Raw genomic sequence first — 20,337 nt, 5'->3', positions numbered from 1 at the left:
GCTCAATCCTTGTGTGAAGCCTTGTGGGCCCGCAGCGCGGCGAGCCGCGCGTCGCGGCGGTTCATGCGGGCGGGCAGGTCGTCGGGCGCCGGCCATTGCGCCAGGATCATCTCGACGGCCGGCGCCTCGTAGACCGCAGGTGATGGGGGATCGGCCGCGAGGCGCTTGTAGAAGGCGGTGTAGCGCGCGCAGTAATCGGCGATGCCCCCCGGCGCGTTCAGCGCGATGGTCTCGAACGGCCCCATGAAGCTCCAGCGCAGGCCGAGGCCGTCGGAGACGGTCCTGTCGAGATCCTGCGGGGTCACGTAGCCCTCGGACGCCAGGCGGAATGCCTCCGCCAGCAGCGCCCCCTGCAGCCGGTTGAGGATGAAGCCCTCGACCTCCTTCAGCACCGTGATCGGCACTTGGCCGATCTGCTCGTAGACCGCCCGCGCCCGGGCGAGAGCCTCCGGCGTGCTCCAGGGCGCACCGGAAATCTCCACCAGCGGGATCAGGTGTGGCGGATTCACCGGATGGCCGATCAGGCAGCGGCTGCGGCCCGGCAGATCTTCCGTGAACAGGGAGCAGCGGATCGCCGACGAGGACGAGGCGATCACGGCATTCCGCGGGGCATGGGCGTCGAGCTGGGCGAAGAGGGCCCGCTTGATGTCGAGCCGCTCCGGTCCGTTCTCCTGGACGAAGGTGACGCCGTCGAGGCATGTGCCGAGGCTCCCCACGGCCTCGATCCGGCCCGCGGCGCTCTCCGGATCAGGACAGAGACCATGCTCCGCCAGGGTCCGCAGCCCCGCGTCGCAGAGCGGGATCGCGGCCTCGGCGACACCCGCGTTGGCATCGAACAGCCGGACGGTCCAGCCCGCGCGGGCGAAGATCATCGCCCAGGCCCGGCCGATCAGACCGGCGCCAATGACCGCGACGCTCTCGGTCAAGATCGCCCTCCCACGATTCCGCCGGCCGGTCCGCCTCGCATCGGCGGCCGGTCTCGCCAGCTGTGATCACAGATCACTAGCGTCTGGGACCCGGTTGCGTCTAGTCTGGCGCATGACCGTCGTGCCGGCCCTCGCCGACCTTCCGCAGCTGGAGAGGCACACCCTGTCGGGCACCGCCTACGCGGCGCTCGCGGATCTTCTTGCCTCCGGGCGGCTGGCGCCGGGCGACCGGCTGTCGCTGCGGCGGAGCGCGGCGGCGTTCGGCGTATCCGTCATGCCGGTCCGCGAGGCCGTGAGCCGGCTCGTGGCCGAGGGCGTGCTGGAAGTCGCCCCGGCGCGGATCATCCGCGTGCCGATCATGTCCGCCGCGGCCTTCCGGGCGCTCGCCGAGACTCGCATCGCGGTCGAGGGTATCGCCGCTGCCCGCGCAGCGGAACGCAGGACCGCCGACGATCTGGGGGCGATCCGGAGGGCCGAAGCGGCTTTCCGGACCGAGGCCGGGACCGTCCAGCCCGACCTGGCCCGCGCAGTTCAGCTCAACCGCGATCTGCACTTCGCGATCTACGGCGCCTGCGGGCTCGCCCCCCTCCTGGAGATCATCGCCCGGCTGTGGCTGAAGGCGGGCCCGGTGATCAACTTGGACCTGCGCGCCTGCCCGAAGCGGCTACGCCAGGGCTTCGCCCTGCGTCGGCACGCCGAGGCCCTGGCGGCCATCGAGGCCCGCGACAGTCCGGCGGCCGCGGCCGCCATCGCAGCCGACATCCGCGAGGCTGCGGACTTCATCGTGTCCCGCGGCGACCTGCACGACACAAACGGGGAGGAGTGAGCATGGATCTCGGGATTGCCGGCCTGCGGGTGCTGGTGACGGCAGGGGCCGCGGGCATCGGGCGCAGCATCGTCGACGCGTTCCTTGAGGAAGGCGCGCAGGTCTTCGCCTGCGACATCGACGCGGAGGCGCTCAACGCTCTGCCGGCCGCCGTGGGGCGCAGCCGGACTGACGTGGCCAATCGCGACGCGGTGACGGCGATGATGACTCAGGCGGTCGACGCCCTCGGCGGCCTCGACGTGCTGGTCAACAACGCCGGCATCGCCGGGCCGACCGGCCGGGTCGAGGAGATCGCCCCCGAAGAGTGGGATCGATGCCTGACCGTCTGCCTGACGAGCCAGTTCAACTGCGCGCGGCTGGCCGTGCCGCACCTGCGCCAGAGCGCGAACGCCTCGATCGTCAACCTGTCGTCGGCCGCCGGCAAGTTCGGCTTCGCCCTGCGCAGCCCCTACGCGGCGGCCAAATGGGGGGTGATCGGCTTCACCAAATCCCTGGCGATCGAGCTCGGCGGGGCCGGCATCCGGGTGAACGCCATCCTGCCAGGGCTCGTCGCCGGCGACCGCCAGCGGCGGGTGCTCGAATCCAAGGCGCAGCAGCAGGGCACCAGCTTCGCCGAGATGGAGGCGCGCGCCTTCTCGTTCGTGTCGGTCAAGGAATACGTGACCGCCCGGCAGCTCGCCGACCAGATCCTGCTGCTCTGCTCGCCCCGGGGCCGGACCATCTCGGGGCAGGCCATCTCCATCGACGGTGACACCCGGATGCTGTCCTGAACGCAACCGCGCGTGGATTATGCTGCGGAGCAGATCGCGGCAGGGTAGGTATCAGGCAGAGCAAGAAGGTGCTGCGCCCAGCGTGACCGGCTGGCGCGCGGGCCTCGAGGGCCAGAGCAACGGCCCGAGGATGTGAGGAAGCGACCATGAGCGACAAACGCCGCGTCTCGCCTGCCGACCTGCGCTCAAAGGCGTGGTTCGACAACCCGCACAATCCGGGCATGACCGCGCTCTACCTGGAGCGCTACCTCAACTACGGGCTGACGCCGGAGGAGCTGCGCTCGGGTAAGCCGCTGATCGGCATCGCGCAGACCGGCTCCGACCTCTCGCCCTGCAACCGCCACCACATCGAGCTCGCCAAGCGGGTCCGGGAGGGGATCACGGCGGCCGGCGGCGTCGCCTTCGAATTCCCGTGCCATCCGATCCAGGAGACCGGCAAGCGCCCGACCGCGTCGCTCGACCGCAACCTCGCCTACCTGTCGCTGGTGGAGGTGCTGTACGGCTACCCGCTCGACGGCGTCGTGCTCCTGACCGGTTGCGACAAGACCATGCCGGCCTGCCTGATGGCGGCCGCGACCGTGAACATCCCGGCGATCTCGCTCAATGTCGGTCCGATGCTCAACGGCTACTTCCACAAGGAGCTGACCGGCTCGGGCACGATCGTCTGGAAGGCCCGCGAGCGCCACGCCGCCGGCGACATCGACTTCCAGCAGTTCATGGACATCGTCGGCTCGTCGGCCCCCTCCACCGGCCATTGCAACACGATGGGCACGGCCTCCACGATGAACGCGCTGGCCGAGGCGCTGGGCCTCGCGCTGCCGGGCTCGGCCGCGATCCCCGCGCCTTACCGCGAGCGCGGGCAGGCGGCCTACGCCACCGGCCAGCGGATCGTCGAGATGGTCTGGGAGGATCTGAAGCCGTCCGACATCCTCACCCGCGAAGCCTTCGAGAACGCCATCGTGGCCAACGCCGCCATCGGCGGCTCGACCAACGCGCCGATCCACATCAACGCCATCGCCAAGCATATCGGTGTGCCGCTCAACTGCGACGACTGGGAGCAGGTCGGGTTCGAGATTCCGCTGCTCGTCGACATGCAGCCCGCCGGCCGCTGGCTCGGGGAGGAGTATTTCCGCGCGGGCGGCCTCCCAGCCGTGTTCGCCGAGCTGATCGAGGCCGGAAAGGTCCATACCGGCGCGCTGACCTGCAACGGACGCACGGTGGGCGAGAACTACAGCGGCCGGCACAGCTGGAACCGCGACGTGATCCGCGCCTACGCGGAGCCGCTGCTGGAGCGCGCAGGCTTCCTCAACCTCAAGGGCAGCCTGTTCGACTCGGCGATCATGAAGACCTGCGTGATCTCCGAGGAGTTCGCCGCCCGCTACCTGCGCAATCCCGCCGACCCGATGGCGTTCGAGGGTCGCGTGGTCGTGTTCGACGGGCCGGAAGACTACCACACCCGCATCGACGATCCGGCCCTCGACATCGACGAGACCACCATCCTGATCATGCGGGGCGCCGGGCCGATCGGCTATCCGGGCGCCGCCGAGGTGGTGAACATGCAGCCGCCCGGCGCGCTGATCCGGCGCGGCGTGACCTCGCTGCCCTGCGTCGGCGACGGCCGGCAATCCGGCACCTCCGGCACGCCCGCCATCCTCAACGCCTCGCCGGAGGCGGCGGCGGGCGGCGGCTTGGCGCTGCTGCAGACCGGCGACCGGATCCGCATCGACCTGAATCGGCGCAGCGCCGACATCCTGCTGCCGCCCGAGGAGCTGGAGCGGCGGCGGGAGGATCTGGCCGGTCGGGGCGGCTTCCCCTACCCGGCCACACAGACGCCCTGGCAGGAGATCTACCGCGATCAGGTGGATCAGCTTGATCAGGGGATGGTGCTCAAGGGCGCGGTCAAGTTCCAGAAGGTCGCGCAAACCTCGGGCGTGCCGCGGGACAACCACTGAGCGCGCTCGGTCCCGCGCCTCAAGCGCACAGATCGCCGAGGGCGATTTCCGTTTCAATGAATTTTGAATACAATCCCCATCCGGTGGTCTCGGATCACCGGGGGAGGATGCGGACGTGAACGGAACGAGGGCGCAGATCGCACCGGCGCCGCGCGCAGCGGCGCGTCTTGACGCCGGCTTGGCGCGCCGGCTGGCGGAGCAGCTCCAGGGAGAAGCGCGCTTCGACGCTTTCACGCGTGGACGCTACAGCACCGATGCGTCGATCTACCAGATCATGCCGGCCGGCGTGGTTCTGCCGCGCTCGGCCGCCGACATCGCCGCGACCCTCCGGATCGCCGCCGAGCACGGCGCGCCGGTGATCCTGCGCGGCGGCGGCACCTCGCAGAACGGCCAGCCGATCGGCTCCGGCCTCGTGGTCGACTGCTCGCGCCACTTCAACGGTGTGCTCGCCTACGACCCGGAGGCCGGCACGATCACGGTCGAGCCCGGCATGGTGCTGGAGCGGCTGAACGCCCGGGTGAAGGCGGACGGCTGGTTCTTCCCCGTCGAGCCCTCGACGGCGACGCGCTGCACCATCGGCGGCATGGCGGGCAACAATTCCTGCGGCGCCCGCTCCCTGCGCTACGGCAAGATGAGCGACAACGTCGTGGCGATGGAGGCGCTCCTGCCCGACGGCGAGGCCTTCGCGTTCGGCTTCGTCGGCAGGGACGCGTCAGGCGTCACGGGCTACAGCCGCGCCGAGGCCCTGGCGGAGCGCATGCGCGCCCTCGCCCACACCCATCGCGACGAGATCGCGGCGCGCTATCCGAAGGTGCAGCGGCGGGTGGGCGGCTACAATCTCGACGCCCTGATCGAGGATCGGCCGAACCTCGCCCATCTGCTGGTCGGTTCCGAGGGGACGCTCGCCGCAACGACCTCGGTCACCCTGAAGCTGTCGCGGCTGCCGAAGCACCGGGTGATGGGCGTCTGCCATTTCCCGTCCTTCCGGGCCGCCATGGAGACGACGCAGCACATCGTCGCGCTGGACCCGGTGGCGGTCGAACTGGTGGACAACAACGTGCTGGTTCTCGGGGCCGATATCCCGCTGTTCCGCACGACCCTGGCGGACATCACCCGCGGCAAGCCGAACTGCTTGCTGCTGACCGAATTCGCCGGCGACGACCTCGAAGCCCTGAAGCGCGACCTGAAGCGCCTCGACGCCTGCATGGCCGACCACGGCTACCCGAATGCCGTCGTCGAGGTGGTGGAGCCACCCCGGCAGAAGTCGGTCTGGGAGGTGCGCGAGGCCTGCCTCAACATCATGATGTCGATGAAGGGCGACGCGAAACCCGTCTCGTTCATCGAGGATTGCGCGGTGCCGCTGGAGCACCTCGCCGACTACACCGACGCGGTCACCGAGGTCTTCACCAAGCACGGCACCCGCGGCACGTGGTACGCCCACGCGTCGGTCGGCTGCCTCCATGTCCGGCCGATCCTGAACATGAAGGTGGGCGACGACGTCCGCCGCATGCGCGCGATCGCGGAGGAGACCTCCGAGCTGGTCCGCCGCTACGAGGGCTCCTATTCCGGCGAGCACGGCGACGGGATCTCCCGCTCGGAATACATCGAACCTCTGTTCGGCCCGATCCTGACCCGCGCCTTCGAGACGGTGAAGGACGAGTTCGATCCCGAGAACCGGCTCAATCCCAACAAGATCGTCCGCCCGCTCCGGATGGACGACCGCGAGCTGTTCCGGTTCAAGCCGGACTACGCCGCGTCGCAGCCGCTGAAAACCGCCCTCGACTGGTCGGATTGGGGTGGCTTCGGCGCGGCCGTGGAGATGTGCAACAACAACGGCACCTGCCGGAAGCTCGCGGGCGGGGCGATGTGCCCGTCCTATCGCGCCACCCGCGAGGAGCAGCACCTCACCCGAGGCCGGGCCAACTCCCTGCGGCTCGCCATCTCGGGTCAGCTCGGTGCCGACGCCTTCACCAGCCCGGAGATGAAGCGGACCCTCGACCTCTGCGTGTCCTGCAAGGCCTGCCGCCGCGAGTGCCCGACGGGCGTCGACATGGCCAAGATGAAGATCGAGTTTCTGCACCATTATCACGCCCGGCACGGCCTGCCGCTGCGGGAGCGGCTGATCGCGCTGATGCCGCTCTATGCCGGCGCAGCCGCGAAGCTCGCGCCGCTCCTCAACCTGCGCGACCGGTATCCTGCCCTCGCCGCCCTGTCGGAGCGGATGGCCGGGCTCTCCGCGCGGCGCTCCCTGCCGCGCTGGGGGCGCCCTTGGCGGGAGCAGGGCGAGGCCGCCCATCCCGGCGACGTCGCGGGGGATTTTCGCGACGTCATCCTGTTCGGCGACACCTTCAACCGCGCCTTCGAGCGCGAGAACTTGGAGGCGGCCGAGCGCGTGTTACGGGCCGCCGGCTACCGCCTGCACCGGGTCGATCCGCCCCGCGGCCGCCGGCCGCTCTGCTGCGGCCGGACATGGCTCGCCTCCGGGCAGACCGACCGGGCGCGCCGGGAGGCGCAGCGCACCCTCGACACGCTGCTGCCGTTCGTCCGCGCCGGGGCGCGGGTGGTCGGCCTGGAGCCGTCCTGCCTGCTCACCTTCCGCGACGAGTTCGTCGCCCTGCTCCCGGGTGAGGACGCCGCCCTGCTCGCCCGGCAATCGGTCCTGTTCGAGGAACTCTTGGCCAACGATCTCTCCGCAGGGCGCATCGAGCTTCCCCTGGCACACCAGGAAGGACGCGTCGCCCACCTGCACGGCCATTGCCACCAGAAATCCTTCGGCCTGATGGGATCGGTGGAGACCGTGCTGCGGGCGGTCCCGGGCCTCGACCTCCGCGTGATCGAATCGAGTTGCTGCGGGATGGCGGGCGCCTTCGGGTATCGGCCGGAATCGATCGACACCTCCTTCGCCATGGCGGAGCTGTCTCTGTTCCCGGCGCTTCGGGCCGCTGGCCCGGACGATCTCGTGGTGGCCGACGGGACAAGCTGCCGTCATCAGATTCATGACGGGCTCGGCCTCCGCGCAGAACATGTGGCTCGCGTTCTGGATCAAGCTCTCGTGCCTCGACACTGAATTGCCGGACACCTACACAAGGGACACAGGTCATTTCGACCTGCCGTGTGTCGGGGGACCATGAACAAGATCGAGCCCGGGATCGGTATCAGCCGCCGCTACCTGCACGACGAGGTGGCGGAGCGGATGCGTGACCTGATCCGGTCCGGCGAGATGGAACCGAAGGCCCGGATCAACGAGAGTGAGCTGACGGAGCGGTTCGGCATCTCGCGTACGCCGCTGCGCGAGGCGATCAAGATCCTCGCCACGGAGGGCCTGCTCGAACTGCTCCCGAACCGGGGCGCGCGCGTCGCCAGCATCTCGGACACCGAGCTTGAGGAGATGATGGAGGTGATTGCCGGTCTCGAGGCAACCGCCGGAGATCTCGCCTGCCGGACCATCAGCGACGCCGAGATCGACGCACTCCTCGTCGATCACGAGGCGATGGTGCGCGCGTGGAAGGCGGGCGACGAGGCCGGCTACTTCAGCCACAACCGCCGGATCCACGAAGGCATCATGGCGGCGAGCCGCAACACGATCCTGGCGAACATCTACGAGAGCCTGTCGGGCCGCATCCAACGCTCGCGCTACTCCGCCCACCAGACGCCGGAACAATGGGCCCGCGCGGTCGCCGAGCACGAGCGGATGATCGAACTGCTGCGCGCCCGCGACGGCGCGGCCCTGGCCGTGCTGATGCGCGAGCACATCCGCGGGAAGAAATCGGTGATCGCGGCGAATTACGGAGACGCGGAGAACGCCTGAGACGCGGCTCGCGCTTCCCGTCTGCCAGACTGCAGGATCTCCCAAGCCTGCCCGGATCGGACGGCGTGACGCTCAGGCCGCGCTCGGTGCGCGCAGGCCGGCCACGAGGTCGGTGAAGCGGTCGCCCTGCACGACCACGTGGCTGCGCAGCGCGTCGGCGGCCCGGGTCTCGTCCCCGGCGAGGATGGCGTCGACGATCGCCTCGTGCTCGGCCAGCGACTGGGGGAGGCGCTGCCGGACGCGCAGCTGCAGGCGGCGGTAGGGCGCCAGCCGGCGATGCAGCGAGAGGGCCTGTTCCGCCAGGAACGCGTTGTGGCTCGCCCGGTACACCACCCGGTGGAACACGTAGTTCTCGGCGTAGTAGGCCTCGGTGTCGGACGTCGCGAGGGCGCTCCGGCAGCCATCGAGGGCCGAACGCAGTGCCGCGGCGTCGTCGGTCCCGAAGCGTCGCGCCGCGAGCCGGCCGCAGGCCGCCTCGATCTCCGCCATGGTCTCGAACATGGCGAGCAGAAGATGAGGCTCGGGCGCGCTGACGATCGCACCCCGCCGGGGCTTGGTCTGCACGAGGCCGGTAACGGCCAGTTGCAGCAGCGCTTCCCGGATCGGAGTACGGGAAACCCCGAACCGCGCCGCGAGCTGGTTCTCGTCGAGGCGCGAACCGAGCGCAAGCTCGCCGGAGACGATCTCGTCTTCGATCCGTTGTCTCAAACGCTGGGCGTGGCTCATTCTGCGATGACCTTTCCCAGGGTCCGGGGCTGCGCACCTCCTCGCGCCGCCCCGCTGTCAGACGGCTGACACGCGGCGACATTATGCAGGCGCGTTGACAAAATATACAAGACGCTCTTTCATGCATACAACGAAGCGGCGCAATATTGCATCGCACAATATTCGGCCGCTTTGTTTGCGGCGCGGGAGAGTATCATGACGCCAACTCGTCGCGCGTTCGTTGGGACCGCCCTCGCGGCACCGATGGTCCTGAAATTCGGCCTCGGATCGGCGCGTGCGGCCACGACGCTGAAGCTGTCCCACCAGTTCCCCGGCGGGACGATCGACGAAGGCGATTTCCGGGACCGCATGTGCCGGAAGTTCGCCAAGGCCGTGAGCGAGCGCTCGAAGGGCGCGCTTGAGGTCCAGGTCTATCCCGGCTCCTCGCTGATGAAGACGAACGCGCAGTTCGGCGCCATGCGCAAGGGCGCGCTGGACATGTCGCTCTACCCGAGCCCGTATGCGGGCGGCGAGGTGCCTGAGCTCAACATCGGCCTGATGCCGGCCCTAGTGACTTCCTACGCCCAGGCCGTGGCGTGGAAGGGCGCCCCGGTGGGCCGCAAGCTCGCCGAGATCCTCGATTCCAAGGGCATCATCCTTGTCTCCTGGGTCTGGCAGGCCGGCGGCGTCGCCAGCCGCGAGCGTCCGCTCGTCGCTCCGGCCGACGCCAAGGGCATGAAGGTCCGCGGCGGCTCCCGCGAGATGGACATGATGATGAAGGAGGCGGGCGCCGCCACCCTCTCGATCCCGTCGAACGAATCCTACGCGGCGATGCAGACGGGCGCCTGCGACGCGGTCATCACCTCGTCCACCAGCCTGATCTCCTTCCGCCTGGAAGAGTTGGCCAAGGCGCTCACCTCCGGCCGGGAGCGGTCCTACTGGTTCATGCTCGAGCCGATCATGATGTCCAAGACCGTGTTCTCCGGCCTGCCGAAAGATCAGCAGGACCTGATCATGGCGGTCGGCACCGAGCTCGAAGCCTTCGGGCAGGCCGGCGCCAAGGAGGACGACACGCGCGTCGAGGAGATTTTCACCAAGGCGGGCGCCAAGGTCTCGCAACTCGACGAGAAGTCGCTCGGTCAGTGGCGCGACCTCGCGCGGAGCACCGCCTGGAAGGACTACGCCGGCAAGAACGCGAACTGCGCGGAGCTGCTCAAGCTCGCGGAGCAGGTCGCGTGAGCCACGGCTTCGACGCGGCGACCGCGGCTCCGGACGCCCGGGCCGCGGACGAGCCCCGGCTGCCGGGGCTGCTTGGCGTCCTGGACCGGACGATGCGGCTCCTGAACCGGGTGATCCTGGGGCTCGGCGGCCTGTGCCTCGTGGCGGCTTGCCTCGTCCTGACCCACAGCGTGGTCGTCCGCTACCTGCTGAAGGAGCCGACCGAGTGGCAGGACGAGATGGCGGTGTTCCTGATCATCGGCGCGACCTTCCTGTCCGCGGCCGGCGTCCAGGCCAAGCGCGGCCACGTGGCGATCGAGGCGTTGACGGGTTTGCTGCCCCCGGCCGCCAACCGGGTGCGGCTGCTGCTGGCCGATTGCGTCAGCCTCGCCTTCTGCTTGTTCTTCGCCTGGAAGAGCTGGTCACTCGACCATGAGGCCTGGGTCGACGGCCAAGTGTCGCAATCGACCTGGGGACCGCCGCTGTGGATCCCCTACACGCTCATGTCGGTCGGCATGAGCCTGCTCTGCCTGCAATTCGCCCTCCAGATCGCGGAGGCGCTGGCCTACGGTCCCCGCGCGGCCGGTTGGGCCAAGCCGAAGATCGGGCTCGGCGCCGATCTGAACCAGACCCTGGCTCCGGAAGGTCCGGATCCGATGGGCCAAACGGTCACCGCGAAGGGTAAACGATGAGCACGGCCGCGATCGGCTTCCTGTACGCGGGCGCCACGCTCGGCGCGATGCTGTCGGGCATCCCCATCGCGTTCGCGCTGGGCTTCGTGGCCTTGGCCTTCATGGTGGCGTTCATGCCGGGCGCCTCCCTCGATACGGTGGCGCAGAACGTCTACGAAGAGATGGCCTCGATCACACTGCTGTCGATCCCGCTCTTCATCCTGAAGGGCGCGGCGATCGGGCGGTCCCGGGCGGGCCAGGATCTCTACTCGGCCATGCATGCCTGGATGCACCGCATCCCCGGTGGCCTCGGCATCGCCAACGTCTTCGCCTGCGCGCTGTTCGCCGCCATGGCGGGATCGAGCCCTGCGACCTGCTCGGCCATCGGCTCGGCCGGCATCCCCGAGATGCGCAAGCGCGGCTACTCGCCGGGCTTCGCGGCCGGGATCATCGCGGCCGGCGGCACTTTGGGTATCCTGCTGCCGCCCTCGATCACCATGATCCTCTACGCGGTTGCGGCCGAGCAGTCGCTGGGCCGGCTGTTCCTCGCGGGGATCGGCCCGGGGCTGCTGCTGGTCGGGCTGTTCGCAGCGTGGTCGATGATCCGCTTCCGCTCGGAATACGCGACCGCGAAGGCGGCCCTGGAGCGCGGCGGCCCGGCCTCGCCGATCCTGGCGGACGAGCAGTACAGCATGGCGCAGCGCTTCTCGACGCTGCCGAGGGTGCTGCCCTTCGTGGTCCTGCTGACCGGCGTGATGGTGGCGCTGTACGGCGGCTACGCCACGCCGTCCGAGACGGCGGGCCTCGGCGGCCTCATGGCGCTGGCGCTGATCGCCGCGATCTACGGCGTCTGGCGGTTCCGAGACGTCAGCCCGATCCTGACCGCCACGCTGCGGGAATCGACGATGCTGATGCTGATCATCGGCATGTCGCTGCTCTACGCCTACGTGATGAGCTACCTGCACATCTCGCAATCGGCCGCGCAGGCGATCGTGGCGATGCAGCTCTCGCCGTGGGTGCTGCTGGTCACGATCCTGTCGCTGGTGATCGTGCTGGGCTTCTTCCTGCCGCCGGTGTCGATCATCCTGATGACGGCGCCGATCATCCTGCCGCCGCTCAAGGCCGCGGGCTTCGATCTCGTGTGGTTCGGCGTGGTGATGACCATCACGATGGAGATGGGGCTGATCCACCCGCCGGTGGGCCTCAACATCTTCGTCATCAAGAACATCGCGCCGGACATCCCGCTGTCCGACATCATCTGGGGCACGCTGCCGTTCGTGCTGCTGATGGCGGTGGCGATTCTGATCCTCTGTCTCGTGCCGGGGATCGCCATGTGGCTGCCGGATCTGCTGCTGACGTCGACGCGGTAGGCATTTTGCGCGGTGGCCGTCTGAAGGCGGAGGCCGCCGCGCACCCCCTCCCCCCCTTCGCGGGAGAGGGAGAGAGGCGGCGCGGGTTGCACTCCGCTTAGCAAGAGGGCGTGCAACTCCGCTGCCCCGCCATGCGCGAAGCGAAGCCAGACTTCGGTCGCGACTCGAACGGCCCCAGCTTAGGTGAACGCCCACACCGTTCGGCGTCCCAGGATCCGCCATGTGTCTCGCCTCAGTCCGGGCATTCTTCGCCGAGAAGGCGCCCGATATCGCGGTCCTTGAACTCGAAACCCGCACCGCAACCGTGGCGGAGGCCGCCGCAGCCCACGGCGTCGCCCCGGCGCAGATCGCCAAGACCCTCTCGCTAAGGGTCGGCGATCAGGTCGTCCTGGTGGTGACCCGCGGTGACGCGCAGCTCGACAACAAGAAAGCCAAGGCAGTCCTCGGCGGCAAGGTGCGGATGCTCGATCTGGCAGAGGTCGAGGCCATCACCGGCCACCCCGTCGGCGGCGTGTGCCCGTTCGGGCTCGTCGCGCCGCTGCCAGTCTATTGCGACGTCTCGCTCAAGGCGTTCGACGAGGTCGTGCCGGCCGCCGGCAGCACGCACAGCGCGGTCCGGATCGCGCCGGAGCGGATGGCCGCGCTCACCGCCGCCACCTGGGTCGATGTCTGCCAGGAAACCGGCTGAAGGCGGCGCCTAGCGGCCGGTCCAGTTCGGAGGCCGCTTGCCCAGGAAGGCCTCCATGCCCTCGCGGAAATCCTGGCTCATGTAGCACATGAGGATCAGGTCATCACCCGGATGCGGCGCGCCATCGGCGGGCGCCTCCTCCTCGGCGAGGCGCCGCAGCCCTTCCTTGGTCGCCTGCATGGTGAGCGGTGCGTGTCCGGCCAGCAGCTGCGCCAGGGTATCGACCCGCTCGGTGAGCGCGTCGCGGTCATCGACGACCTCGCCCACGAGCCCGATGGCCAGCGCCTCCTCGGCGCCGACGAGGCGTGCCGTGAAGATGATGTCCTTGACCCGCGCCGCGCCGATGAGACCGGAGAGCCGTTTGAGGTTGCCCTGGCTCAGACAGTTGCCCAGCGTCCGCGCGATCGGGAAGCCGAAGCGCGCATCACGGGTGGCGATGCGCAGGTCGCAGGCCGCCGCGATCGCCGCGCCGCCGCCCGTGCAGGCGCCGGCGATCGCCGCGATGGTCGGCACGCGCAGCCGCTCCAGAGTGCCGAGCACGCGATCCATGAACCGCTCGTAGCCCAGCGCGTCCTCGGCGGTGCTGAAGCTGCGGAACTGGCCGATGTCGGTGCCGGCCGCGAAGGCCTTGTCGCCGGCCCCGGTGATGATCAGCGCCTTGACATTCGGGTCGTCGGTGATCGCGTCGCAGCAGGTGATGAGGCCCTGGTACATCGCGAAGGTCATCGCGTTGCGGGCCTGCGGCCGGTTGAGGACGATGCGGGCGATGCCGCCCTCGTCCGTGGTGAACAGCAGCTCGTCGGTCGCGGGCGCGGCTTTCATGGCACGGTCTCCGTTCGGCGGGGTCAGGCCGCGGTCTCGCGGACCACTCCCCGCGCGATCAGGCCGTCGATCTCGGCGGCCGAATAGCCAGCCTCCGCCAGGATCGCCCGGGAATGCTCGCCGAGCAACGGGGCCGGCCCGTGCACGCGCCCGGGCGTGTCGGAGAACTTCACCGGCAGGCCGAGGGTCTTCATCGGCCCGACGCGCGGGTGATTGACCTCCACAACCATCTCCCGGGCCAGCGTCTGCGGGTCCCGATGCATGGCGTTCACGTCCAGCACCGGGCCGGCCGGGACGCCCCCCGCCTCCAGGCGCGCGAGCCATTCCGCCGAGCCGTGCTCCCGGAACACCGGCGCCAGGGTCGCGGCGAGCTCGTGCCGGTTCGCCATCCGGTCCCGATTATGGGCGAAGCGCTCATCCTCGGCGAGCGCGTCCGCCCCGATCGCCTTCAGAAGCCGCAGCCAGTTGGTCTGGTTGGCGGCCCCGATGGTGATCCAGCCATCGGCGGTCTCGAATGCCTCGTAGGGTGCGTTCAGCGGATGGGCCGAGCCCATCGGGCCGGGGGCGGTGCCGGTCGCCATGGCGATGGCCGACTGCCAGTAGGTGTGGGTGATCCCCGCCTCGAACAGGGACGTGTCGACCGCCTGCCCCTTTCCGGTCCGGAGGCGGTTGGAATAGGCCGCCAGCACGCCCATGGCGGCTAGGATGCCGGCGGTGATGTCGGTCACCGGCGGCCCACATTTCATCGGCGGACGGCCGGCCCCCTCGCCCGTCACCGACATGAGCCCGCTCATGCCCTGCGCCACGAGGTCGAACCCGGCGCGGTCGGCGTAGGGCCCGGTGCGACCGAAGCCCGAGAGCGAGCAGTAGACAAGCGCCGGAAATTCCTGCCGCAGGGTCTCGTATCCGATCCCCAGGCGCTCCATCGTGCCGCCGCGGTAGTTCTCGATCAGCGCGTCGGCGCCCTTGAGCAGGCGGCGCAGGACGCCCACCCCGTCCGGATCCTTCAGGTCGAGGCTGATGCCGCGCTTGCCGCGGTTCATCATCATGTAGGCGGCGCTCTCGCCCTCGAGAGCCGGCGGCACCGTGCGGCGGGTGTCGTCGCCGTCCATCTTCTCGACCTTGATTACCTCCGCGCCCATGTCGGCGAGCATCAGCCCGCAGACTGGGCCGGCCATGATGTGCGCGAGTTCGATCACCCGCATTCCGGCGAGGGGACCGGACCGTCCACTGGATGCTGCCATCCTCCGCTACTCTCCTGCCGTCACGGTCGCGGCCGGGGCGACGGGTCCCGTCGCGGGCTCCACGAACTCCCGCTCGGGATGCATCGTGAAGGCGAGGCCGGCGCCGAGCAAGCAGAGGCCGATCGAGCCGACGAACGGCAGGGTCCAGCTTCCCGTCATGTCCACGATGACGCCGAAGACGATCGGCGAGACAATCGCCGCGATGGCCGAGCCGGTGTTCATCAGGCCGCTCGCCGTCCCGGCATATTTCGGCGCGATGTCCATCGGCACCGACCAGATCGGCCCGATCACGAGCTCGGCGAAGAAGAAGCCGGACGACAGGAGGAGCGCCACCAGCGTCAGATCGCGCGTCATGAACACGCCGGCGAGGCTCGCGGCCGCGCCGAGGAACCCGACCACGATGACCGAGAGACGCGCGAGCTTCACCTTGCCGGTCCGATGCAGGATGGAGTCGCTCAGCATCCCGCCGACCGTGTCGCCGACCACGCCAGCGAAGAACACGCCGGAGGCGAACAGCGCCGAGTTCTTCAGGTCGAGGCCGTAATTCTCCTTGAAGAAGCTCGGAAGCCAGCCGAGAAACAGCCACAGCGTCCAGCCGTAGCAGAAATACGTGACGGTGACAGGAAGCATCCGCCGGGTCAGGGCGCCCCACGGCACGCTCTGCTTCGCGCCGACCTTGCGGGGTGGGGGCAGCGTCTCCAGCTCCGCGCGGGTGATCGCCGGGTGCTCGGAAGGATCGTCGCGGAAGTAGAGCCACCAGATCGCGACCCAGATGAAGCTCACGGCACCGAGGATCACGAAGCTGGTCCGCCACCCGAAATGGTAGATCAGGAACGCGACGATCGGCGGGGCCACGGCGTTGCCGAGGCGGGCGAAGGCGTGGGTGATGCCCTGCGCGAAGCCGCGCCGGCCGGGCGCGGTCCAATTCTGCATGGCACGCGTCGCGGTCGGGAAGGTCGCGCCCTCGCCGAAGCCGAGGAGCACCCGCGCCAGAAACAAGCTCACCAGCCCACCGACCATGCCGGTGAGGATCGTGGCCGCGGCCCAGATCACGCCGCAGGCGAGCAGCGTGCGCCGTGCGCCGAACTTGTCGCCCACCGAGCCGCCGATCACCTGGAAGATCGCGTAGGGATAGGCGAAAGCCGACAGGATCAGGCCGAAATCGGTCTTGGACATGCCAAAGTCGCGCATGATCTCTGCGCCGGCCGTGGCGATGTTCACCCGGTCCAGATAGGTGATGAAATACATCACGCAGAGCAGGCCGAGCACGCCATTCGTGGCGCTGATGCGCTTCGACATCGACCGTTCCTCCACCTGTGGACGCCGCCGCGCGCGGTCGTCGGGCGCCTCGACCGCAGGGTCGGGCGCTCTCTCGTAATGCATTATTCAAACGGTTCCGGAGCCGGAAGGCAACCGCTGAACTGCATCCTTCAGGTGAAACGTGCGGATTGCCTGCAAGCGAGAGCGGGGACCGCCGGGGTCCCCGCGTCCAATGCCGCGCTGCTGCGGCCTGGAGGATGTGGTCAGGCGGTGGCGGGCCGGAGCTGACCCTGTTCCGCCTCCGCGGCGGTCCCGAGAGCTTTGCCGCGCGGCCCGACCCAGCTCCCGACCCATTTGCGCTGCCATAGGGCGAGGCAACCGAGCACCAGGGCGGTGAAGGCGGCGTAGCCGATGAAGCCCATCGAGAACGAGCCGGTATACTGCTTGGACAGGCCCATCACGTTCGGCAGGATCGCGCCGCCGAGGGCGCCGACTTCGCCGATCATCGAGCCGGCCACCGCGGTGTTGGTGGGCCAGCGCAGGGGCACGAGCTGGAACAGCGCGCCGTTGCCGGCGCCGAGCGCCGCGAAGCACAGCATGAACAGGATCGTGGTGAGGGCGAGCGACGGGGTCGCGGTCAGCGACAGGAACGTGGCGATCGCCGCGAGCAACACGACGGAGAGGACCGCGATCCCGCCCATCCGGTCGGCGAAGTACCCGCCGACGATCCGGATGCCCGAGCCCATGAAGGCCGCCAGCATGGTCAGACGCCCGGCCTCGACCTTCGTGACGGCGAACTGCTCATAGAAGAAGGTGGGCAGGAAGTTCGACAGGCCGACGAAGCCGCCGAAGGTGATCACGTAGATCAGCGAGAAGGCCCAGCCGTCCTTCGTGAACAGGCAGGAGACATGCTCCTTGAAGGACTGGTGCTCGCAATCCGGCGGCTCCTTGGCCAGCACGATCATGACCGCGAGCGGCAGCAGCATGACCACGCCGGCGAAGGCGTAGGTGGCCTGCCAGCCGTAGGCCTGCGCCAGCGGCGGCGCGAACAAAACCGCCAGCACGGTTCCGGAATTGCCGGCACCCGCGATCCCCATGGCCAGGCCCTTGTGCTCCGGCGGGAACCAGCCCGAGCCCAGCGACAGCGCCACGCCGAACGAGGCGCCCGCGATGCCAAGCAGGACTCCCATGGCGAGCACGTCGTTGTACGAGGAGACGAACAGGTATCCGTAGGCCATCGCCAGCATGATCACGGTCATCTCGGTGATCGCGGCGTTCTTGCGGCCGATATATTGGGCCAGAACCCCGAGCGGGAAGCGCATGAGCGCGCCCGCCAGGATCGGCAGGGAGATCATGAAACCGGTCTGAGCCGGGGTCAGCTTGTAAGTCTCGGTGATGAACGGGCCCATGGCGCCGTTCAGGACCCAGATCGCGAAGCAGAAATCGAAATACAGGAAGGCGGCGAACAGCGTCGGGGGGTGACCCGACTTCATCACGGTCTTGAAGCTGGCCATAGAGGTGCTCGTCTTGAAAGGGCGAACCGTCACGCGGTCGCTCATGCCGGGGATCCGGACTCACACCGTCCGCTGTTTGGAGCGCCGTTGCTCCGCCGCCGCAGCAGGCGCGGCCAGTGCGGCAATGCAGCGAGCGTGCCAAGCTTCGGACCTCGCGCGATTGAGCGATGGCGGTATGGCCTCTTGCCGGAGCCGGCCCGGATCACGTCCTTCGAGTGCCTCGGTTCAAGGCAGGTCGTGCCGAGCAAACGGGCGTCGGCCCGCCGGCCGGGGCGGCGCACCGTTGAGGCACAGCCGCAACACCCGTTGGGAGAAAGTGGTCGCCAGACCCTCGAGACGGCCCGACAACGCTTGCGGCAACTTGGCGGCGATGCGCGATATTTGCTAAGCCGCGGATTGAGCTGCCCAACGACTTCGTGCCGGCCGGCTCGATCGCGCACCGTCGCACAGCCCGGTGACGCCATCCAGGGAAATTCGTACCATGTCCGCCCCAATCCGCGGCCTTCTGCTGGCCGGCTTCACACTTCTCGCGCTGGCTTCGACTGCTGAAGCCCAGGGCCGGGGCCCGGTCGCGGAGTCCGGGATCGACGGCTTCGGCGACGACGGGCAGCTCTACCAGGACCAGAACGGCGCGTATTACGTGCGGCGGGGCGACCGCTACCTGCCTTATACGGGTCGCACCGACTTCGTCCGCCCCGGCCCGCGGGCGCCGGCCGCTCCTCCGCCGGCCGCGGCCGACTTCGACGCGCCGCCGGCCGTGCCGGCCCGCCCGGGCACCGCACCGGCCGCCGAAGGCCTGTCGCCGATCGAGGCCGCGAAGGCCAAGGCCGTGCTCCGTGCGCCCGACAACGAGCCGATCGACTACGCGAAGGCCTACGGACCGGTCGCCGACGACGTCTTCCCGATCCAGGCCTTCAATTACAAGAAGATGAACCCCGCGTTCCTGCGGCAGGAGATCGCCTATCACGGGCCCTACGAGCCCGGGACGATCATCGTCGATCCCCGGGCGCACCAGCTGACGCTGGTGGAACAGAACGGCCGGGCACGGCGCTACGGAGTGGGCGTGGGCAAGCAGGGCTTCTCCTGGTCCGGCACCGCCACGGTCAACTCCAAGCAGGCATGGCCGGATTGGTATCCGCCCAAGGAGATGATCGCCCGCAGCCCGAAGCTCGCGAGCGAGGTCGACAAGCTGCAGAGCGGGCTCGGCGTGGCGGGCGGCCTGCGCAATCCGCTCGGCGCCCGGGCCATGTACCTCTGGCAGGGCAACAAGGACACGCTGTTCCGCATCCACGGCACGCTGGAGCCGTTCTCCATCGGGAAGAGCGTGTCCTCGGGCTGCATCCGGATGATCAATCAGGACGCGATCGACCTGTTCAGCCGCGTCAACGTCGGCACCAAGGTGGTCGTCCTGAACTGAGCCCAGGCGAACCGGCGCGGGCTGCGTCTAACTCAGCCCGCGCCGGTGCTCGCCGAGAATACGGCGGACGGTGCCCGCCTCGGAGCGATAGACCAGCGTCTCCGTCTGGATCCGGTCTGTCTTGAACCGCACGCCGCGCAGGAGCGCGCCGTCCGTTACGCCGGTCGCGGCAACGATGACGTCGCCGCTGGCAAGGTCGGTGAGGTCGTATTTCCGGTCGAGATCCGCGATCCCCATCTCGCTGGCCCGACGGCGCCGGTCCGGCGTGTCGAGGATCAGCCGGCCCTGCATCTGGCCGCCGATGCACCGCATGGCGGCGGCCGCGAGGACGCCCTCGGGCGCCGCGCCGGTACCGAGATACAGGTCGATCCCGGTCTCCTCGGGACTGGCGGTGAAGATGATGCCGGCGATATCGCCGTCCGAGATCAGGCGCACGGCGGCGCCGGCGGCCCGGACCTCCGCGACCAGCGCCGCGTGCCGGGGCCGGTCGAGGATCAGCGCGGTGATCTGCTGCGGATCGACGCCCTTCGCGTGGGCCAGCGCCGCGATGTTCTCCGTGGGGGTGGCGTCGAGGTCGACGATACCCGGCCGATAGCCCGGGCCGACGGCGATCTTCTGCATGTACACGTCCGGCGCGGCGAGCAGCGAGCCGCGCTCGGCCATCGCCATCACCGCGATGGCCCCGGGCATGTCCTTCGCGCAGAGCGTCGTGCCTTCCAGCGGATCGACCGCGATGTCGACCTCGGGCCCATCGCCGCGTCCGAGCTTCTCCCCGATGAACAGCATCGGCGCCTGGTCGCGCTCGCCCTCCCCGATCACCACGGTTCCCTGGATTGGGAGAGTGTTGAGTTCGTCGCGCATCGCGTCGACCGCGGCTTGGTCGGCGGCCTTCTCGTCGCCCTTGCCGCGCAGTCGGGCGGCCGCGATCGCGGCGCGCTCCGTCACGCGCGCGAGTTCGAGGGCAAGCGTGCGTGGAACGCCGCGTTGCGCGGACCTGGGGGCGTCAGCCATCGTTTCCTGCCTTTGTCCGGGCCCGATCTTGAAGTCGGGTCCCGTTTTGAACGCCGTCGAGCGGCGGACGTTCAGCCTAAGCCCCGCTTACCGGGGCCCAATATCATGCATTAAGTCCGGGACGGCGCCCACAGG

The 20,337-nt window shown here is 69.2% G+C and carries 17 protein-coding genes; 10 read left to right on the top strand and 7 right to left on the bottom strand.

What is annotated here, in order from left to right; genetic code table 11:
- Window positions 1-2: 2 nt before the first annotated feature.
- Complete coding sequence (locus tag ACLBX9_RS00705) at window positions 3-926, bottom strand: 3-hydroxyacyl-CoA dehydrogenase (RefSeq protein ID WP_447717552.1); 924 nt, start codon at window positions 924-926, stop codon at window positions 3-5.
- A gap of 112 nt (window positions 927-1,038) precedes the next feature.
- Here ACLBX9_RS00705 and ACLBX9_RS00700 point away from each other — a divergent pair, with 112 nt between their 5' ends.
- From ACLBX9_RS00700 to ACLBX9_RS00680, 5 genes are all read left to right on the top strand, one after another.
- Window positions 1,039-1,752, top strand: a complete 714-nt coding sequence (locus tag ACLBX9_RS00700) for a GntR family transcriptional regulator (RefSeq protein WP_447717551.1) — start codon at window positions 1,039-1,041, stop codon at window positions 1,750-1,752.
- 2 nt (window positions 1,753-1,754) lie between these two features.
- A complete protein-coding gene (locus tag ACLBX9_RS00695; RefSeq protein ID WP_447717550.1) occupies window positions 1,755-2,522 on the top strand; it encodes an SDR family oxidoreductase in 768 nt (255 codons plus the stop codon).
- Window positions 2,523-2,668: 146 nt separating this feature from the next.
- Window positions 2,669-4,474: an IlvD/Edd family dehydratase gene (locus tag ACLBX9_RS00690; RefSeq protein WP_447717549.1), complete on the top strand. Its 1,806-nt coding sequence runs from the start codon at window positions 2,669-2,671 to the stop codon at window positions 4,472-4,474.
- 115 nt (window positions 4,475-4,589) lie between these two features.
- The gene (locus ACLBX9_RS00685; RefSeq protein ID WP_447717548.1) at window positions 4,590-7,541 is read left to right on the top strand and encodes an FAD-binding and (Fe-S)-binding domain-containing protein; all 2,952 of its coding nucleotides are present in this window, start codon (window positions 4,590-4,592) and stop codon (window positions 7,539-7,541) included.
- A 60-nt stretch (window positions 7,542-7,601) separates the two neighbouring features.
- A complete protein-coding gene (locus tag ACLBX9_RS00680) occupies window positions 7,602-8,282 on the top strand; it encodes a GntR family transcriptional regulator (protein ID WP_158168406.1) in 681 nt (226 codons plus the stop codon).
- Window positions 8,283-8,354: 72 nt separating this feature from the next.
- Here ACLBX9_RS00680 and ACLBX9_RS00675 read toward each other — a convergent pair whose 3' ends face one another.
- Window positions 8,355-9,008 carry a GntR family transcriptional regulator gene (locus ACLBX9_RS00675; RefSeq protein WP_158168408.1) on the bottom strand — a complete coding sequence of 218 codons (654 nt, stop codon included), beginning with the start codon at window positions 9,006-9,008 and terminating at the stop codon, window positions 8,355-8,357.
- A 195-nt stretch (window positions 9,009-9,203) separates the two neighbouring features.
- Here ACLBX9_RS00675 and dctP point away from each other — a divergent pair, with 195 nt between their 5' ends.
- The 4 genes from dctP (at window position 9,204) to ACLBX9_RS00655 (ending at window position 12,934) form a co-directional block, all read left to right on the top strand.
- Window positions 9,204-10,226 carry a TRAP transporter substrate-binding protein DctP gene (gene dctP, locus ACLBX9_RS00670; RefSeq protein WP_158168410.1) on the top strand — a complete coding sequence of 341 codons (1,023 nt, stop codon included), beginning with the start codon at window positions 9,204-9,206 and terminating at the stop codon, window positions 10,224-10,226.
- Window positions 10,223-10,897, top strand: coding sequence for a TRAP transporter small permease (locus ACLBX9_RS00665; protein WP_158168412.1), 675 nt, complete (start codon window positions 10,223-10,225; stop codon window positions 10,895-10,897). The genes dctP and ACLBX9_RS00665 overlap by 4 nt, the downstream gene beginning before the upstream one ends.
- On the top strand, window positions 10,894-12,246 hold the full coding sequence (locus ACLBX9_RS00660) for a TRAP transporter large permease (RefSeq protein WP_447717547.1): 1,353 nt from the start codon (window positions 10,894-10,896) through the stop codon (window positions 12,244-12,246). The genes ACLBX9_RS00665 and ACLBX9_RS00660 overlap by 4 nt, the downstream gene beginning before the upstream one ends.
- Before the next feature lie 220 nt (window positions 12,247-12,466).
- Window positions 12,467-12,934 carry a YbaK/EbsC family protein gene (locus ACLBX9_RS00655; RefSeq protein WP_447717546.1) on the top strand — a complete coding sequence of 156 codons (468 nt, stop codon included), beginning with the start codon at window positions 12,467-12,469 and terminating at the stop codon, window positions 12,932-12,934.
- Window positions 12,935-12,943: 9 nt separating this feature from the next.
- On the opposite strand, the gene ACLBX9_RS00650 is transcribed toward ACLBX9_RS00655, so the two are convergent.
- From ACLBX9_RS00650 to ACLBX9_RS00635, 4 genes are all read right to left on the bottom strand, one after another.
- Window positions 12,944-13,756 carry an enoyl-CoA hydratase/isomerase family protein gene (locus ACLBX9_RS00650; RefSeq protein ID WP_158168418.1) on the bottom strand — a complete coding sequence of 271 codons (813 nt, stop codon included), beginning with the start codon at window positions 13,754-13,756 and terminating at the stop codon, window positions 12,944-12,946.
- A 23-nt stretch (window positions 13,757-13,779) separates the two neighbouring features.
- The gene (locus ACLBX9_RS00645) at window positions 13,780-15,000 is read right to left on the bottom strand and encodes a CaiB/BaiF CoA transferase family protein (protein ID WP_447717545.1); all 1,221 of its coding nucleotides are present in this window, start codon (window positions 14,998-15,000) and stop codon (window positions 13,780-13,782) included.
- Between the two features lie 6 nt (window positions 15,001-15,006).
- A complete protein-coding gene (locus ACLBX9_RS00640) occupies window positions 15,007-16,299 on the bottom strand; it encodes an MFS transporter (protein WP_158168422.1) in 1,293 nt (430 codons plus the stop codon).
- A 224-nt stretch (window positions 16,300-16,523) separates the two neighbouring features.
- Entirely contained in the window at window positions 16,524-17,774 is a 1,251-nt protein-coding gene (locus ACLBX9_RS00635) for an MFS transporter (protein WP_447717544.1), read from the bottom strand.
- A 481-nt stretch (window positions 17,775-18,255) separates the two neighbouring features.
- Between ACLBX9_RS00635 and ACLBX9_RS00630 the strand changes: the two genes are divergently transcribed.
- Window positions 18,256-19,191: a L,D-transpeptidase gene (locus ACLBX9_RS00630; RefSeq protein ID WP_158168426.1), complete on the top strand. Its 936-nt coding sequence runs from the start codon at window positions 18,256-18,258 to the stop codon at window positions 19,189-19,191.
- 27 nt (window positions 19,192-19,218) lie between these two features.
- Here ACLBX9_RS00630 and glpX read toward each other — a convergent pair whose 3' ends face one another.
- The gene (gene glpX / locus ACLBX9_RS00625; RefSeq protein WP_447717543.1) at window positions 19,219-20,202 is read right to left on the bottom strand and encodes a class II fructose-bisphosphatase; all 984 of its coding nucleotides are present in this window, start codon (window positions 20,200-20,202) and stop codon (window positions 19,219-19,221) included.
- Window positions 20,203-20,337: the final 135 nt, after the last annotated feature.

This window comes from Methylobacterium sp. A49B (assembly GCF_053346215.1).
The sequence above is the reverse complement of the archived record's forward strand: the minus strand, read 5'-3'. Positions and strand labels throughout refer to the sequence as shown.

What these genes read in the sequence shown, in the direction of transcription:
- dctP (WP_158168410.1), top strand. Translation starts at nt 9,204, where the DNA reads ATGACGCCAACTCGTCGCGCGTTCGTTGGGACCGCCCTCGCGGCACCG.
- ACLBX9_RS00700 (WP_447717551.1), top strand. Translation starts at nt 1,039, where the DNA reads ATGACCGTCGTGCCGGCCCTCGCCGACCTTCCGCAGCTGGAGAGGCAC.
- ACLBX9_RS00640 (WP_158168422.1), bottom strand. Translation starts at nt 16,299, where the DNA reads ATGTCGAAGCGCATCAGCGCCACGAATGGCGTGCTCGGCCTGCTCTGC.
- ACLBX9_RS00660 (WP_447717547.1), top strand. Translation starts at nt 10,894, where the DNA reads ATGAGCACGGCCGCGATCGGCTTCCTGTACGCGGGCGCCACGCTCGGC.
- ACLBX9_RS00645 (WP_447717545.1), bottom strand. Translation starts at nt 15,000, where the DNA reads ATGGCAGCATCCAGTGGACGGTCCGGTCCCCTCGCCGGAATGCGGGTG.
- ACLBX9_RS00635 (WP_447717544.1), bottom strand. Translation starts at nt 17,774, where the DNA reads ATGGCCAGCTTCAAGACCGTGATGAAGTCGGGTCACCCCCCGACGCTG.
- ACLBX9_RS00680 (WP_158168406.1), top strand. Translation starts at nt 7,602, where the DNA reads ATGAACAAGATCGAGCCCGGGATCGGTATCAGCCGCCGCTACCTGCAC.
- ACLBX9_RS00690 (WP_447717549.1), top strand. Translation starts at nt 2,669, where the DNA reads ATGAGCGACAAACGCCGCGTCTCGCCTGCCGACCTGCGCTCAAAGGCG.
- ACLBX9_RS00675 (WP_158168408.1), bottom strand. Translation starts at nt 9,008, where the DNA reads ATGAGCCACGCCCAGCGTTTGAGACAACGGATCGAAGACGAGATCGTC.
- ACLBX9_RS00630 (WP_158168426.1), top strand. Translation starts at nt 18,256, where the DNA reads ATGTCCGCCCCAATCCGCGGCCTTCTGCTGGCCGGCTTCACACTTCTC.
- ACLBX9_RS00650 (WP_158168418.1), bottom strand. Translation starts at nt 13,756, where the DNA reads ATGAAAGCCGCGCCCGCGACCGACGAGCTGCTGTTCACCACGGACGAG.
- ACLBX9_RS00655 (WP_447717546.1), top strand. Translation starts at nt 12,467, where the DNA reads ATGTGTCTCGCCTCAGTCCGGGCATTCTTCGCCGAGAAGGCGCCCGAT.
- glpX (WP_447717543.1), bottom strand. Translation starts at nt 20,202, where the DNA reads ATGGCTGACGCCCCCAGGTCCGCGCAACGCGGCGTTCCACGCACGCTT.
- ACLBX9_RS00695 (WP_447717550.1), top strand. Translation starts at nt 1,755, where the DNA reads ATGGATCTCGGGATTGCCGGCCTGCGGGTGCTGGTGACGGCAGGGGCC.